This window comes from Streptococcus sp. FDAARGOS_522, from assembly GCF_003812445.1.
In the GTDB taxonomy this organism is placed as follows: domain Bacteria; phylum Bacillota; class Bacilli; order Lactobacillales; family Streptococcaceae; genus Streptococcus; species Streptococcus agalactiae.
In genome coordinates this window covers 369,125-385,453 of the sequence record NZ_CP033808.1, presented here as the reverse complement: position 1 = coordinate 385,453, position 16,329 = coordinate 369,125, and the positions used below count along the sequence as shown (strand labels likewise).

The 16,329-nt window shown below is 34.4% G+C and carries 18 protein-coding genes and 1 pseudogene; 4 read left to right on the top strand and 15 right to left on the bottom strand.

What is annotated here, in order from left to right; translation table 11 throughout:
- Window position 1: 1 nt before the first annotated feature.
- Genes rarD through EGX70_RS01930 form a run of 3 tightly spaced genes read right to left on the bottom strand, consistent with a single transcriptional unit; the run spans window position 2 to window position 3,027 of the window.
- Window positions 2–889, bottom strand: a complete 888-nt coding sequence (gene rarD / locus EGX70_RS01940) for an EamA family transporter RarD (protein ID WP_001224294.1) — start codon at window positions 887–889, stop codon at window positions 2–4.
- A complete protein-coding gene (gene thrB / locus EGX70_RS01935; protein WP_001220328.1) occupies window positions 876–1,742 on the bottom strand; it encodes a homoserine kinase in 867 nt (288 codons plus the stop codon). The genes rarD and thrB overlap by 14 nt, the downstream gene beginning before the upstream one ends.
- A 1-nt stretch (window position 1,743) precedes the next feature.
- The gene (locus EGX70_RS01930) at window positions 1,744–3,027 is read right to left on the bottom strand and encodes a homoserine dehydrogenase (protein ID WP_000152824.1); all 1,284 of its coding nucleotides are present in this window, start codon (window positions 3,025–3,027) and stop codon (window positions 1,744–1,746) included.
- Between the two features lie 368 nt (window positions 3,028–3,395).
- Between EGX70_RS01930 and EGX70_RS01925 the strand changes: the two are divergent.
- Window positions 3,396–4,091 (top strand): annotated as a pseudogene (locus tag EGX70_RS01925) (polysaccharide deacetylase family protein); the annotation flags it as partial.
- Window positions 4,092–4,113: 22 nt separating this feature from the next.
- Here the strand turns inward: EGX70_RS01925 and EGX70_RS01920 are convergent.
- The 4 genes from EGX70_RS01920 to EGX70_RS01900 all read right to left on the bottom strand — a co-directional run bounded on the left by EGX70_RS01920 (window position 4,114) and on the right by EGX70_RS01900 (window position 9,055).
- Window positions 4,114–5,661 (bottom strand): BCCT family transporter, encoded by a 1,548-nt coding sequence (locus EGX70_RS01920; RefSeq protein WP_000037479.1) that lies wholly within the window; start codon window positions 5,659–5,661, stop codon window positions 4,114–4,116.
- Between the two features lie 142 nt (window positions 5,662–5,803).
- Entirely contained in the window at window positions 5,804–7,180 is a 1,377-nt protein-coding gene (locus EGX70_RS01910; protein WP_000323650.1) for an NAD-dependent succinate-semialdehyde dehydrogenase, read from the bottom strand.
- Between the two features lie 73 nt (window positions 7,181–7,253).
- The gene (locus tag EGX70_RS01905) at window positions 7,254–8,261 is read right to left on the bottom strand and encodes a YeiH family protein (protein WP_029140704.1); all 1,008 of its coding nucleotides are present in this window, start codon (window positions 8,259–8,261) and stop codon (window positions 7,254–7,256) included.
- Window positions 8,262–8,368: 107 nt separating this feature from the next.
- Window positions 8,369–9,055 carry a hypothetical protein gene (locus tag EGX70_RS01900; protein WP_000714060.1) on the bottom strand — a complete coding sequence of 229 codons (687 nt, stop codon included), beginning with the start codon at window positions 9,053–9,055 and terminating at the stop codon, window positions 8,369–8,371.
- Window positions 9,056–9,533: 478 nt separating this feature from the next.
- On the opposite strand from EGX70_RS01900, the gene EGX70_RS01895 reads away from it, so the two are divergent.
- The 3 genes from EGX70_RS01895 to EGX70_RS01885 all read left to right on the top strand — a co-directional run bounded on the left by EGX70_RS01895 (window position 9,534) and on the right by EGX70_RS01885 (window position 11,844).
- On the top strand, window positions 9,534–10,817 hold the full coding sequence (locus EGX70_RS01895) for a hypothetical protein (protein ID WP_000061232.1): 1,284 nt from the start codon (window positions 9,534–9,536) through the stop codon (window positions 10,815–10,817).
- Between the two features lie 154 nt (window positions 10,818–10,971).
- Window positions 10,972–11,211 (top strand): helix-turn-helix transcriptional regulator, encoded by a 240-nt coding sequence (locus EGX70_RS01890; protein WP_001931014.1) that lies wholly within the window; start codon window positions 10,972–10,974, stop codon window positions 11,209–11,211.
- A 99-nt stretch (window positions 11,212–11,310) separates the two neighbouring features.
- A complete protein-coding gene (locus tag EGX70_RS01885) occupies window positions 11,311–11,844 on the top strand; it encodes a DUF3278 domain-containing protein (protein ID WP_123947865.1) in 534 nt (177 codons plus the stop codon).
- Window positions 11,845–11,919: 75 nt separating this feature from the next.
- Here the strand turns inward: EGX70_RS01885 and tpx are convergent, their stop codons facing one another.
- From tpx to EGX70_RS01845, 8 genes are all read right to left on the bottom strand, one after another.
- Complete coding sequence (gene tpx, locus EGX70_RS01880; RefSeq protein WP_000206525.1) at window positions 11,920–12,414, bottom strand: thiol peroxidase; 495 nt, start codon at window positions 12,412–12,414, stop codon at window positions 11,920–11,922.
- Window positions 12,415–12,486: 72 nt separating this feature from the next.
- Window positions 12,487–13,146, bottom strand: coding sequence for a DNA alkylation repair protein (locus EGX70_RS01875; RefSeq protein ID WP_000362931.1), 660 nt, complete (start codon window positions 13,144–13,146; stop codon window positions 12,487–12,489).
- Window positions 13,146–13,910 (bottom strand): HAD-IIB family hydrolase, encoded by a 765-nt coding sequence (locus EGX70_RS01870; RefSeq protein ID WP_123947864.1) that lies wholly within the window; start codon window positions 13,908–13,910, stop codon window positions 13,146–13,148. The genes EGX70_RS01875 and EGX70_RS01870 overlap by 1 nt, the downstream gene beginning before the upstream one ends.
- 4 nt (window positions 13,911–13,914) lie before the next feature.
- Window positions 13,915–14,556, bottom strand: coding sequence for a TrkA C-terminal domain-containing protein (locus EGX70_RS01865; protein WP_000253260.1), 642 nt, complete (start codon window positions 14,554–14,556; stop codon window positions 13,915–13,917).
- Between the two features lie 163 nt (window positions 14,557–14,719).
- Entirely contained in the window at window positions 14,720–15,271 is a 552-nt protein-coding gene (locus EGX70_RS01860) for an Asp23/Gls24 family envelope stress response protein (protein WP_000431295.1), read from the bottom strand.
- Between the two features lie 21 nt (window positions 15,272–15,292).
- Window positions 15,293–15,490, bottom strand: coding sequence for a CsbD family protein (locus EGX70_RS01855; RefSeq protein ID WP_001288036.1), 198 nt, complete (start codon window positions 15,488–15,490; stop codon window positions 15,293–15,295).
- A gap of 46 nt (window positions 15,491–15,536) precedes the next feature.
- On the bottom strand, window positions 15,537–16,079 hold the full coding sequence (locus EGX70_RS01850) for an Asp23/Gls24 family envelope stress response protein (RefSeq protein ID WP_000141117.1): 543 nt from the start codon (window positions 16,077–16,079) through the stop codon (window positions 15,537–15,539).
- Window positions 16,080–16,134: 55 nt separating this feature from the next.
- Window positions 16,135–16,329 carry a DUF2273 domain-containing protein gene (locus EGX70_RS01845; protein ID WP_001288927.1) on the bottom strand — a complete coding sequence of 65 codons (195 nt, stop codon included), beginning with the start codon at window positions 16,327–16,329 and terminating at the stop codon, window positions 16,135–16,137.

Below are 16,329 nucleotides of genomic sequence, written 5' to 3'. Positions count from 1 at the left end.
CTTATTTACCTTTCTTTAACATCGTATGTACTTGTCCAATACTAAAAACTAAAATAGCAAGCCAGATAAAAATAAAACCTATTATCTCCCCACTAACGATAGTTTCTTTAAAAATAAACAATGCTAGCAATAATTGGATGGTTGGATTGATGTATTGGATAAAACCGATAATATTTAGAGGAGCCCTCTTAATGGCTTCTGCAAATAATAAAAGAGGAACTGCTGTAATGATTCCTGAAAGTGAGAGTAAAACTAATTGTAATATATTATAATCAGTTAGAAAATCTTTGGCGAAAAACACTATATAAATGAGTGCAAACGGAGCAATAAAACTACTTTCTACCAGCATCGAAAAATCGCTAGATAAAGAAATTGATTTTTTTAATAACCCATAAAAACCAAAAGAAAGCGCTAGAGTTAGTGAAATTAAAGGAAAATGACCAGTTTGATAAACTAAAACTCCAACTCCCATGATTGCAATCAAAATTGCAAGGCTAACTACTCTTGCCAGATGTTCACGTAAAACAAGGACCGACAACAAAATTGAAATAATCGGCATCATATAATAACCAAGACTTGCCTCAGTAGCGTGACCATGCGTGACTGCAAAAATATAGACCAACCAATTAATTGAAATTAAAATACTGGCTACAAACATTGTCCAAAATGACTTTTTATTGTTAACTAAGCCTTTTAAGTCTTTTAAATAGACTGTTTTTCTACCCGAAACGAGCATATAAATAAGCATAGTTAAAACAGTGAATATAATCCTATAAGCAAACGTACTATATGCTTCAATTCCAGATAATAATTTCCAATAAAGAGATAACAGCCCCCATAAAACATAGGCTGACAAGCCAAGGATAATTCCTAAATTATCTTTTCTCAACTCTCACTCCTTTTCGCTCAATATTAAGCACTTGAATCTGTCCATCTAAACATAATTTACTTAACTCTGTGACAATTGGTTGTTCTTTTTCTTTCGAACACAGAACCATTACCGTCGGTCCTGCTCCAGACAAATAAGTAGCATACGCACCATTTTGAGTGCTGATTTGTTTTATAACTTCAAATTCCTTCACCAAAGGTTGACGATATCTTTCATGAAAGAGGTCCCTTTCTATAGCCCATCCAGCAGTTACCAAATCACCTTTCAACAACGACGCAACCATCACATTAGCGACGCTGCTTGAAGCAACTGCATCCTCATAACTCAATTTTTGAGGTAGTACATTTCGACTATCACTTGTTTTTAATTCATAATTTGGAATAAAAGCAATAAAGGAACTATCTGGAAACATCACTTCCAAGCTTTTAATATCATTTTTCACTATTGATGAAATAACTAAATCACCAAAAATGGCCGGTGCTACATTATCAGGATGTCCTTCTAATCGGGTAGCTATCTCTAATTTTTCTTTTTGAGAAAGAGCCAAATTTCCTAATTGATTGGCTAATTCTATTCCTGCAACAATTACAGAGGAAGAAGAGCCTAAACCTCTGGCCAAAGGAATATCTGAAAACATTTTTAAGCGGTGTGGTGCCAAATCCGACTTAACATGCAAAGCTGTTTGAATAAGGAGGTTAGTATGATCTTTTGGAATATTTACTAAATTGTGTTCAACTAACCACTCTGTACTTTCTTCTAATACTTCAATGATTAAATACTTTGATAACGCAACTCCTATTGAATCAAAGCCCGGACCAATATTCGCACTAGTTGCAGGTACAATTATCCTCATTTCACCCTCCTATTACTTTGAAAACATTGATTAACTGAATGACACCACTCTCAGGAAACTCCTCAATAAATTGAGTTATTTTCTCTTGGCTAACTTCATCTGTTAATACATAGATCTCTTGTTGTTTATCACCCAATGCTTTTTCGATAACATTTTTCAAACCTATATTTTCTTGCTCAAAGTACCTTCCAAGTGTATCACTATCTTCAGCATTTCTCAAAGAAATAGCTAGATAGTACTCATTGAAGATATCAGACTGCATTGACAACCTACACGGACAATGATAAGTATTCATAGGCTTAATTTTTATCTGTGATCGAATACTACGACTAATATCGATGATATCCGCTAAAACAGAGGTTGCTGTTGGATTTTGTCCCGCACCTGGTCCATAAAAAAGAGACTGACCAATCCCTATTGATTCAATGAATACTGCATTCATCACATGATTAACTGCAGCTAAGGGATGCTTTTGAGAAATTAGTGTCGGAGAAACGTCTACACTTATACCAGTTGGAGTTTCACGAAGATCAGCTACCAACTTAATGGCAAAGCCCATCTCCTGAGCTACTTCAACATCCTCTGAGCGAATACTAGAAATCCCCTTATAATTAACATCATCAAAATCAATAGGCATACCAAATCCAAATTGGCTTAAGATAGTGGCTTTGTAGGCAGTATCAATACCTTCAACATCATTTGTGGGATCACTTTCAGCATAACCTAACTCTTGTGCCTTTTTTAGAGCTTGTTCATAAGACCATCCCTCTTCAAACATTTTTGTTAACATGAAGTTGGAGGTACCGTTGAGAATTCCTAATAAACGTGTCATTTTATCTGAGGCAAACGAATGCGATAGGGTCCTTAAAATAGGAATGCCTCCAGCAACTGCTCCCTCATAGAATAAAGCTAGACCTCTAGCGTCTGCTAAATCCATCAACTCTTTTCCGTGTAAAGCAATGAGATCTTTATTGGCTGTCACAATATGTTTACCAAATCCTAATGCTTGACTCAAATAAGTTTTAGCTGGCTCAATCCCCCCCATTAATTCCACTACAATATCAATTTGTGGATCTTGGAGAATAGTATTTATCTCTGTCACAAAGTTATAAGTAAATCCCTGATTGATGAAGCGCTGGCGGCTTTCATTATCTCTTACTAATACTTTATCAATCACAATATCTTCGCCTTCTAAAGAAAGTAGCTTATGTTGATTTTCTTTTAGCAAATATGGAATACCCTTAGCAACCGTTCCAAAACCTAATAAAGCTATTTTAATAGTCATGAATTTCTCCTTAGAAATTGTCTCTAACTTCAAGACAAACATTGGCTATATTATAACAAATTACCAATATTTTTTATAGGGCAAACGCGTCTTGTCCTATGAAAATTCTTAAAAAGAGAATATTATTTCAGAAAAGATGATACAATAAAAGTACTTTAAAAGTTAAGGAGAAATAAATGGCACACACACCTACTAGTCATCGTAAACCACGAAAACGTTCCCCATGGTTAGCTATTGCTTCTGTCTTTTTTTTGTTAATAGCTTTAATAGGCATATTTCTATTCTTCAACAATCGTTCAAAGCAAGAAATAAAAACAAAAACGAACGCCTCTAGTCATCGAAAAATTGTCACATCTATCAAAAAAAAGAAATGGATTAAGCAAAAGACTCCTGTCAAAATACCCATTTTAATGTACCATGCTGTTCATGTTATGGACCCTTCTGAAGCCGCCAGTGCTAACTTAATTGTGGCACCTGACATTTTTGAAAGTCATATAAAACGTCTCAAAAAGGAAGGATATTACTTCTTAGCCCCTAACGAGGCATATCGTGCACTAAACGAAAATGCCTTACCTGACAAAAAAGTCATTTGGATTACTTTTGATGATGGAAATGCTGATTTCTACACTAAGGCATACCCTATACTCAAAAAGTACAAGGTTAAAGCCACTAATAATATCATCACTGGCTTTGTTCAAGAGGGACGAGAATCTAACCTCAACGTTCAACAAATGCTAGAAATGAAGCAAAACGGCATGTCATTCCAAGGACATACGGTTACTCACCCCAATCTTTCTCTCTTAACTCCAGAACTACAAACCCAAGAAATGACACTATCAAAACAGTTTTTAGATCAAAAACTCTCTCAAGATACTCTTGCGATTGCTTATCCATCAGGGCGCTACAATCCTACAACCTTGGATATTGCTAGTCAATATTATAAACTAGGCCTTACAACAAACGAAGGAGTTGCAACAAAAGATAACGGTTTGCTTTCTCTTAATCGAGTTCGTATCTTACCAACTACTAGCGATGATGATTTGATCAAGACGATTAACCAATAAAAAGAAGCCTTTTGGCTTCTTTTTATTCTTCATAAGATTTAAATGGTTCATTTTTACGTGGATAACGATCTGGAGAAATTGATAAGCCCATTTCTTTTTTCTCATGGAAAAGTTCCACTAATAGCGCTAGCATCATCAAAATCATTACGAATGAAAATGGCAGAGCGACAATAATTAAAACGTTCTGCAGCGCTAACAGACCACCAGACAAGAGTAAGACAATAGCAATCACTGCCAACACTAGCCCCCAAATTACTTTAGTTCGATTTTTTGGATTTAAATTACCATCTTCTGTCAACATAGCCAAAACGTACGTTGCAGAATCTGCTGATGTAATAAAAAATGAAAAAATTAAAATGATAGCAATAATGGATAAAAGCCAACCTAAAGTGTAGTGATTAAAAGTAGCAAACAATACTTCCTCTGTTGCAAACTTTGTCAAATTAGTACCCAGTTGTTGTACCTGAGTTGATAATGTGCCAAATGCTGCAAACCATACAAAACTCAATAATGTCGGTATTAAAAGAACTACCGTTAAAAACTCACGAATACTACGCCCTTTAGAAATACGAGCGATGAAAACTCCAACAAAAGGAGACCAGGAAATCCACCACGCCCAATAAAAAATCGTCCAATTATCAATCCAAGAACGTTTAGTATTGTCAAAAGCAGCTGCACGAAAGCTCATTCCAAAGAAATTTTGTAAATAAGAGCCTAAAGACTCTGTTAGGGTATCAAAAATACGAACCGTTGGTCCCAATACAATAACTAAAGCTAAGAGGGCTACCGCTAAAATCAAATTTAAGTTCGATAAAATTTTAACACCTTTTCCTAAACCTGATAAAGCTGACATAACAAATAAAGCTGTTGTAATAAGGATAATAACAATTTGAACAAATGCATTATTGGGAACACCCAATAAAAAACTTAACCCTCCGTTGATTTGAGCAGCTCCAAATCCAAGTGTCGTAGCAACTCCAATAACTGTAGCAACAACTGTGGTGATATCAACAATTTTTCCTAGCCAACCATCTGTCTTATCACCGAAAAGAGGCTTTAAAGTGACAGACAAGAGGTATTTCTCTTGCTTTCGAAATCCAAAATAAGCTAGAGCCAAAGCAACCAATGCATATACTGCCCAAGCATGTATCCCCCAGTGAAAAAATGTAAAACGAAATGCATCAGCTAATGCTGTTTGCGATTCCTTAGGTGCACCAGGTGTCGAAATAGCAAAATGCGATAAGGGTTCAGCTGCTCCGTAGAAGACCAAACCAATCCCCATACCTGCTGAAAACATCATTGCTATCCATGATACAGTTGAATATTCAGGACGTGAATGAGGTTGCCCTAAACGTATTTGTCCAAGAGGACTCATAATAAAAAAGACACACAAAGCAAGAATTGAAGTAACTAACAACAAGTACAACCAACCGAAATTGGTAGATACCTGTTCACGCAAGATTTGTGTCCAAGATTGAAAACCACGAGGAACAATAATTCCTAATAAGACTAAAATAAGTGATACAATTAGTGAACCTGTAAATACAGGCGTAATATGTTTTTTACTCAAAATTTCCTCCTATACTAAAATAGTATAGCATACTTTAATAAATACTCCTCTCATTTTAACCACCTGTATCAAGACCTCTCCTTGTCTCCTCAACAAAAAAGAACCAAATAACATTATCTGGTTCTTGTGTTTGACTTAGTGATTAATCACTATTTGGTGTAAATACCAAATGTTCGTTGACAAAGGCATCAAATCCAAGTTGGCTCAACTCACGACCATATCCTGAATTTTTAATACCTCCAAACGGTAATTCCGGTAATGATGTCCACCCTGAATTAATAAATGTCATCCCTGTTTCAATCTGAGCCGCCACTTTTTTAGCATGTTCTGGATCAGAAGAAAAAACAGTGCTTCCTAAACCATAACTAGAATCATTAGCTAAAGCAATAGCTTCTTCTTCAGTATCCACTTTATAGATAGAGGCTACGGGGCCGAAAATTTCTTGATTATAGATTGGATTTGCTTTAGTGATATTCGTTAAAACAGTTGGCATGACGAAGTTTCCTGGATGATCTATAGTGTCATTTCCAAAAACTACCTCAGCACCGTGGTCTACCGCCAATTTAATTTGTTTTAAAACATCATCCTTTGCACCTGCAGATGACAGTGGAGCCAAGGTTGTTTCCGAATCCATTGGGTCACCCCATTTAGCAGACTTAAAGGTCTCAACTACCATATTTACAAATTCGTCATACTTATCAGCCATGACAATGAAACGTTTTGAAGATGTACATACTTGACCTGCATTATATAAACGCGCAAAGAATATTGTTTTACTAAGTAAATCAAAGTCAGCATCATCTAAAATAAGAAAAGCATCGTTCCCACCTAATTCCATAGACGATTTTTTCAAATTTTTACCAGCCTCAGCTGCTATTGATGCCCCACCACGCTCAGAACCAGTTAAACACACACCTGCAACACGAGGATCTGATATAAGGTTTGAAACTTGATCATACGAAGCAAAAATATTTTTAAACGCTCCTTCTGGAGCTCCTGCTTCTCGGACTAAATCCTCAAACGCTTGAGCTGAGGCAGGACAAATAGAAGCATGTTTTAAAAGCATAGTATTACCCACTATAAAGTTAGGGGCAAATACACGCATAATCTGATAAAATGGGAAATTCCATGGCTCAACAGCAAGTAAAACACCGACAGCTTGCTTCAAATAGTAAGCCTCTCCATTTGGACTTTCTAACGGAACAGGTTTTAAAAACTTTTGCCCATTATCAGCATAATAGTCAGCTATGTCTGCACACAAGTCCACTTCTCCTTGTGCTTCAGTGAAAAGTTTTCCCATATCTTTAGTCATAACTTCAGCGTACTTATCACGATCCTTACGTAATAAATCTGCTACTTTATGCAATTGATTTTGGCGTTCTTCAACATTATCTTCTTTGCGCCATGTCTTGTAGAGGGCATGCGCTATGTCTAATGACTGTTCGAGATCACTGTCACTGATATTATCGAATTCATGCAATACTTCGTTAGTGTACGGATAAATTGTTTTATATGCCATAATGTTCCCTCCTTTTGATATCCTCATTATAACATTTATGAAATCGATTACAAATATTTAGCTTTAGACAAGATCACCAAGTTCCAAGGATAGCTTGCATTGTTAAACTAACTATAATAATGCCTAACCAACACGCTGCACCTAAAAGAATTGATTTTCCTCCAGTTTTAATTAGTTTGCTGACATTAGTATTTATACCAATTGCCCCCATTGCCATAACAATAAAAAATTTAGATAAAACCTTAAGTGGCTCAAAGATACGTAACGAAAAACCTAATGAAGCAACTATCGTTGTTAGCAAAGAAGCTAAGATAAAATAAAGCACAAACTTCGGAAATATCTTAGTAACACTTACAGATTGTTCTTTCTGCGTTTGTTTCATATGATAAATAGATAATACAATCGTAATTGGAATGATGGCTAATGTTCGTGTCAATTTAACAATAGTAGCTCCGCCCAAAGTATTGCTGTGATTGATAGCATCCCATGCAGTAGCAGTTGCTGTAACTGACGAGGTATCATTGACAGCAGTCCCTGCAAATAATGCAAAACCGTGATCAGAGAGACCAATAAAATTCCCCAGCGTTGGAAAAATTAAAGCCGCTAAGATATTGAATAAAAAAATAACCGAAATAGCTTGTGCTACTTCATCATCTTTAGCATTAATAACTGGTGCAGTCGCTGCAATTGCGGATCCACCACAAATAGATGAACCAACACCTATTAAAGTAGCAATCGTTTTATCTAACTTAAATAACTTTTGCAAAACATAAGCAATAATCAATGAAATGGAAATCGTCATAATAATGATGGGTAACGATGATATACCAACTTTCATCACTTGCATGAGGTTTAGTCCAAAACCCAATAAGACAGCTGCTGTTTGTAAAATATATTTAGACGTAAAAGCAATACCCTTATTAAACAATTGTCGATTTTGATAAAAGGATCCAACAATTATTCCAATCAAGATAGCAAAGACTGGTGCTCCTATTAAAGGGAGATAAAGCCCAAGCAACCAAGATGGTATAGCAATAATAAAGCATAATATTAGTCCAGGAATTTTTTCCTTAAATAACATGATAGTCCTCCTCACATTGACTATTATATCACAAGCTTTAAAACGTGGCAGGAAAACCGAAAGAGGACCAGAATATGCTCTGATCCTCTTTCATTACTAATTCACAATTATTTAGTTACTTTCATAAATGGATATGATTTTTCATTACCTAAAATCAATTTAGAGCCCTCTTTTTTATAGGCTGTTTTTTCACCATTTTTCACAATATTACCATAGAACGCATTTGCCTTTTTATTGATATGCGATACTTTAATAACACTTGTTAAGCGATGTACTTTACCATCCATAACTGGCAATGTCATTTCACCAGTATTAGTATTATATTTTCCTCCGGCAGCTTGTGCAGCACTTTGGAAACTTCTATCAATTTGTTGGTCAATTTGTTGGTCAGTGATTTTTGTTTCATCAAAAATCTTTTTACCTGCTTCACTTAAATCATTGTAAGTCAAACCTTGATCTTTTAATTGTTTTTCAAGAGCTTTATCAATAAAAGTTTTTATAGCTTGATGGAATTTTACCTCATCAATTTGAGCAGTGACTGTTATCTTTGCCTCATCGTTTTTGACGTTCATATGCATATTAGCACCCTTAACCAAATCAGCTGCACTAATCCCCATATCCGCTGCTTGACTTCCAAGTTGTTGTTCTATTTCTTTCTCAACTTGCTTCTCTAAAGAAACTGTACGCCATTTCCCCTCTAGTGACTGATGATTATTCCAGAAATAGAGACCGCCTGCACCTACAATTAAAATAAGTACTAGTACAGTTAAAAAAACTTTTAAAAACTTTTTCATGATAAAAACTCCTTATGATAAACTACATTAATCATAACATAATATCACAACTCCTTCAATTAAAATAGTAAAATAATTATATAAAAGTTTGTATTTTTATCCATTTTAATAAAACCTATTATTTGCAAAAATGACATAATCTAAAACATTTAATTTTACTACATAATAATTATAAAACAATTAATCTCAGTAAAGGTTTTCATTTGTATATTTAAATATTTTTTCGAATTATTATATTATTTGTCGCTTTTTTATGGTAATATAAAATAAATATAGATTTTAAATTAATATATACATTTCTATATTTATTGATTTTTATCTCAGTATAACTTAGTGTCGTAGAGATTAATTCCTATCATTCACCGCTTTATTTTAGGATAACTAAACAATTTATTGTTTAAAACGAAAGGATTTATGAATGTCTAGGAAAACATTTAAACGTATACTATCGATTGGAGTTTGCACGCTCGTACTATCGATGAGTCTTTATTACACTGAAAAAGCCCACGCTATTGCTGGTCCTAGTGACCGCCAATACGTAGAAAACCCAAATCCTCACATTATTGTAAATGTTACAGGTACTGATCAAAACGGAAATAGCATTTTACCGCATTATATCGAAGTCAATGTAAATATGGGACAAACTTTAAGTAAAAAAGAAATTCTAGATTATATTGCTCGAAATTTAAACTCTAGTGTTGGAGGAGAAAGTAAAAACGTTCAATACAGCAACATCGAGTTTAAGGAAAGTGCTTATCTGAAGCGTCAATTAGATGATGGCAAGACAGAAGAAATAGCAATTGATAACGACGGTGTTACTGTACCTAAAGACGGTCCAAACAAATTTTGGATTGACGTTCCAGTAACTTGTACTGTTACTCCTATCGTAACAGAAACACATGAAGTTCGATGGGGGACTCCAGTCGATATATCACACCGTATTTACTTTGTTGAAGAATCTTCTGGAAAAGTTTTAGATGAATACACAAATCTACACACTGCTTATTCGGAATTTAACGGTTATCGTGTTGGAGATTATATCACAGACTATGCACTTTCTAAGTCTGCTTACGAAGCTTTTTTAAACTCTCGTTTAGATAAAGAAGGTTACAAACTTCAACATCGTATTAGCACGAATGTACGACAAAACCTTCAAATTGATAAATTGATTTTCAATTATGACTTTAATGAGGAAAATATTCACTACCAAATCGGGAATATCCGTCCACTATTAAGTCGCTCATCAGCTGAAGTAGAATCTGACATCATTACAGAACGCTACTATGTTTCTAAAAATGCTAAAAGTTTAGCACGTACAGAATCAACCATTTCGATTAAAATGGTTGATGCCAAAACTGAACAAGCGCTATTTAACCACACATTAACGGGTTATCAATTGTCAACTGTTTCCAATGTCTATAACAGACTCTTTGAAGAAAATCTTATCCCAACTACAAAATCAGGAGAAAAATATTTTATTCAAAATATGAAAAAAACAGCTGAACAAGAATATACTGTTTACCTTTCAGAAACACCTTATTCTGAAGAGAACGCTCCCGTAATTTCTTATGATGCAAGACCTGTTGATTGGGATTATCACTCAGGCGCTTCAGGATCACTTGAAAATCAGCCTAACATCTATACTGAAGAAGATTCAACTGAATTTTTGGGTAATAAACCACAAGCAGCTTGTTATCCAAACAAACAATTTGCTTGCGAAAATACTGACTCTAAATACAACTATAGCTATTTAGAAAAATAGTTATAACCGATAGGGTTAATCTCTCATTATCTTATACTGATTAAAATCATTAAACTTGTTTCCATTTTGACTGGAAACAAGTTTTTTATATTTATTTGTCACATATAATTGACAGTCTTCGAAAAATGATATATACTCAAAATGTCATCTATATATGACACTCTTCTTAGATTCTTTACTAAAGGAGCTAATAATCGTGAATCGTCTTAGAGAATACAGAATTAAAGCTAGCATATCTCAATTAGCTTTAGCAAAATCAGTTGGTGTCGCCAGACAAACAATAAACCTTATTGAAAATAATAAATACAATCCTTCGCTAGATCTTTGTATAAGACTAGCGGAATGCCTACAAACAGACCTCAATACTCTTTTTTGGGATAGTAGACATCTATAACAGATTAGACTCTCTAAATCTATGAAAACTCGGGAGGTTAGGTCGTGTTATTATTTCAATCTCAAACTTTATTAAATAGTTCAAGGATAGGAGAATATTATGAAAGAAAGGAAAAATTTGGGGATAAAATTAATAAAATCCCTATATGGTATTAATGGCCCATTCGATGAATACAGAGAACAAAAAATCAATTATCTTGGAAATCTATTATTTGCAACCACTAGCCTCTATCACATTTTATCCTCTATCATCGCCTGGTTCACGGTAAGTAAATATCCCACAGAGACTGCATATACTCTCCTAGCTTTAACATTCTTTCTATATTTTTGTATTTTTCTAATTGTTATTCCCTCTTATCTCAACAGTCATGATTTAATAACGCCACTAGAAGTCTCAAAAAATGACTATCCAGTAGCAATAAAGAAAAACAAACAAAAATTTATCAAAATCGGGATATTTTATACTGTCATCCAGTGGCTTATCTTGGGTTTAACAACTAACAATAACACTCCGCTGATTGTATCGCTATTTTCTTTAAAAGTTATTTTGGCTAGTATTATGTCCGGTGTAGCTTACAATGGAGTTATGTATCTAATATTTAAAAACAATGTTGATATTGAAAAAGATGAATAATGACAACATTTCATCTCTAATTGTTCTCACTGTCTATATAAATAATAAGGCTGGAAAATTTTCCAGCCTTATTATTTATGGTAATATCTTTGCAGCATTAATCGCCGCTTCGTAGTCAACATCTGAATTAACATTGTCAACGTATTCGGTGTAAGTCACCTTATTATGCTCATCCAAAATAAGAACTGCACGTGTTAACAAATGCCACTCATTCATCAAAAGAGCGTACTCTTGACCAAACGAATGATCATAAAAATCTGATAATAAAATTACGTTATCAAGGCCTTCAGCACTGCACCAACGCTTCTGAGCAAATGGAAGGTCCATAGAAACAGTAATAACCACTGTGTTATCTAGCTCTGATAATTCCTCATTAAAAGTACGTGTTTGTTTTGAACAAATACCTGTATCAATAGAAGGAACAACGCTAATAACTTTCTTTTTCCCTTCAAAATCTTTTAAAGATTTTTGAGATAAGTCTGTAGCTATTAGTAAAAAATCTTTTGCAATATCCCCAACTTGTAGCTGTTTTCCTGTAAAAGTAACAGGATTTCCAAGAAATGTTGTCATAAGTTTACCTCCTTATCAATTACCTTTATTTTACTATGAAGCTTCTTCTTTTTCGAATAATTGAACTGATAATTAGAGGTACTTACTTCCTTCGCGTATGCTCAAAGTCGACAACTCATCATAATAATTACTGATAAAGTCCTTTACCCATACTTTATTATATTTTGAATAACCCCTAAGCGCCCAGCCAATCGCCTTATTGATAAAAAATTCTTGACTTCCTGTATTTCTTAAAATAAAAAGTGACAAAATATCAGTATTTGTTTTTTCTTTAAATCCTAGTTGATGCTCAATAGCTAGTCGCCTCATCCAAAAATCTTGATCAAGTGACCATTCTGATAGTAAATTCATAACCTTGTCATCTTTTAAGGATAAGTTCCCAAAAATCTTAGTCAGAACATCAATACTATCCCACCACTGTTGATGACGAGCGTAAAACTCTAGTCTAGAGCAATCATTATAGGTGAGAAATTGACTCATAGCTAATAGATAATCAAGTACAAAATGATGATATTCACGATAGTCACTTTGCCAACATTTATCAAGCAATTGCCAATCAATTTTTGCTTGTCTTTTAGCGGCCTTTATAAGCTCTTTGTAGAGCATACGTCGCTCAGGTGATTTAATACCATAGCACTTAAAATGATGGCGTAAATAAGCCTCCTGTTGCTTAGAAACTTCTTTGTCACTTGCAGCTTTAAATTTCCTCTCTAAACTTAGGAATAAATCCATTACGTAATCCCCTTGTATTTTCCAAAAAGCGTTGTAATTCCTTCATGTACAGATTCTCTTGATACACGTAAATTAGCGTAAGGAGTCAGTTCATCAAAATCCCCTACTTGAACACTATAATGCGCAGCATCAAACATAGAAATATCATTTTTATCATTGCCAAAAGCTATAAAACGATTCCCAAATAATTTCTTAGTGGCTTTTCCCTTGTCAACTGCAATGGGATTTATGTACAAACATTTTTCAAATTCGTGGAAAAAGTGACTACTAAGTCCAAAACGATTTAATTCCGCTAACATTTGGTCTGCCCTTCCCAGCTGATCACCAAAATACAACACCATTTTTATCGGTTTCTCAATTTTAGAAACTTCTAGAAGCTCTCCCCTTTTTTGAGGATCAACATAAGCAATAAAGGGAATTTTAGAAGCCTGATAAGTAGCGTAATTAAAGACCTCATCAACAAAATATGGAATCTGATGGCGATGACAATATGAAATAATAGTACTAAAAAAGTCACTTTGTAAATAGTAACTATCCACTAAGTGACCATTTTCATGTAAAGTCGCACCATTTAAACCAATAATTTTTGATAAAGATAGCTTGTCGCCAAGGATACCTATAGTGTCTCTATAAGATCGCGCTGTAGCAAAAGTGACTCTATGACCATAATCAATCTGGGCTCTCTCTAGTATTCCTTGTATTTCTTTAGATAGACTCATACCATCAAAACAAAGAGTTCCATCTATATCAAAGACAAAATCCATTCTCTCAAAGTCCCATCCTTAAGTTAAAATAGGTTTTCATACGTGCATAAACATCTTCATCACCAACAAAAAAAATATGATCTCCTTGCTCTATAACTGAGAAAGGCCCCGGAGAAACAATAAATTTCCCTTCGTGTTCAATAGCCACAATAGTCGCACCAGTTTGATGCCATACATTTAATTCTCCTATTGACTTACCAAGGTGTTCAGAATCTTCACTGACAATAATTTCATATGGTGCTAGTGGGTATTGTTTACTAACCGCACGTGTTTGGAGCAAAAAATCATCAACTAAAGTAGCTAACTCTTCCATTTCTTGTTGCTGAGCCTTGATATTATCACGGATTTTACCTTTCAAAATAGCAACTGAATGAGAGGTTTCATATTGGTTTAAGAATTCAATTGCTTTTTCTTTAGAGAGAATAATGGCTCCACTGCCATGCTTTAAAGTTAAAATCTGTAAATCTGCTAAAATATTAAGACCCTTACGTGCTGTTTCTGGTGATACGTTGAATGTTGAAGCAATAGTTGTTCTAGATTTCAACTTCTCTCCAACTTCATAATCTCCATTTGCGATTCTTTGTGCAACCGCTACTGCTATTTTTTGATATTTAGATGTTACAATTTCAGATTGTTCAGAAACCATCCAACCCTCCTTATCCTAATAAAAACATACATATTAAACCACAATTAGCAAAATATTGCAAATATATCTTTTTTGTTAATATCTAATGTCTTTAGTAAATATCATATAAAAGGAGCTGGTCTCCCAGCTCCTAGTGTCTTATCATAAAAAGTAGTTTACTGAATTAAGATTCACTAGTACGAGCTTCTGAGATTTTTTCTTTTGCAGCCTCAGTACCATTTGATACTGCTTCTTTTGTTTTCTCTGCTCCAGAGGAAATTGCTGCTTTAGCTTTGCCAGCCTGTTCAGAAGCAAAGTTTCCTGTTGCTTGTGCTGCATCAGATACACGATCTTGTACTGTCACTGAGTCAGCTTCATGTTCAGCTTTAGTCTTAATATCTACGACATTTGCGTTCAATTCAACAACTTTAAGGTGGGTCATCACTTCAACGTTTTGACTGACAATCGCTTTAATGCTTTCAACGATAGCTGGGATGTCCTTGCCGTATTCAACAACGATGTCTAAATCAACTGCAACTTCTTTAGTACCAACTTCAACATTTACACCATCAGTTACTGAGTCAGAATTTACAACGCTATTTTTTAGATTAGAGAAGAAACCTCCACTCACAGCTAAGAGTCCGTCTACTGATTCTAAAGCATGTCCAACAATTTTAGCAATTACCTTTTCTTCATAAGTTACTGAAGTTTTAATATCTTGTTTTTGATTTTCCATAAATAAATGACCTCAAACCTTCTAGTCCTTTTTCTTAAAGCTCTCTGAAGCACCCTTAATGGTATCTTTAATGTCAGCAAGTTTTTCTTTTGCATGACCTTTCAATTTATCAACTTTACCTTCAGATTCAACTTCTTTATCGCCAGTAAGTTTCCCAACAGATTCTTTTACTGAACCAGAAACCTTATCAACTTTTGCATCAAATTTTTCTTCAGACATAATAGCCTCCTACTAATAACAATACTTTAAACTACACTTAAATCAATTATTGTACACGTGGTTCAGACTTCATGTCTTCCACTTTATCAACACCGCTACCTACGGCACTTTTAACGTTTGAAACTTGATTCGAAGCAAATTCACCTGTTGCTTGTGCTGCATTTGTTACACGATCTTGAAGAGTTACTGAATCTTCTTCATGTTGAGCACGAGTTTTAATATCAACAACATTAACATTAACTTCAACCACTTCAAGGTCTGTCATACGTTTCACTTCAGCTTCAACAACTTTTTTGATATCGGCAAAGATAGTTGGAACATGTTTTTGGTATTCAGCAACAATATCCAAATCAACTGCAACTTGCTTTTTACCCACTTCAACATTTACGCCATCTGTAACTGAATCAGAATTTACAACGCTATTTTTTAAATTTGAGAAAAAACCACCATTTACAGCCAAAAGACCATCTACATGCTCAATCGCAATTCCAACAATTTTTTCAATCACTTTATCTTCAAAAGTTAATTCTCCACGAACAGCTGTCGTGCCAGAATTGTTAGTTGTGTTTTTGATGTAAGTTTCAGTCATAATAGTTCCTCTTTCTTTTATTTAAATAATGTAGAATAAATATAAACGAAAAATTTTATTTTCTCTTATTAAAGAATTGGTCAAGCATACCTGTTCTTTGCACATAAAGTCCAGCATAAGCACCTAGCACAATGATAACAAGAGCAAGAATTGTTTTAAAGAATCCAATGGTTACAATCATAGCAGCTAAAACGAGCCCAATAACTGCACCTCCTAGTGGATATCTGTATTTCCTCACGAATTCTGACAT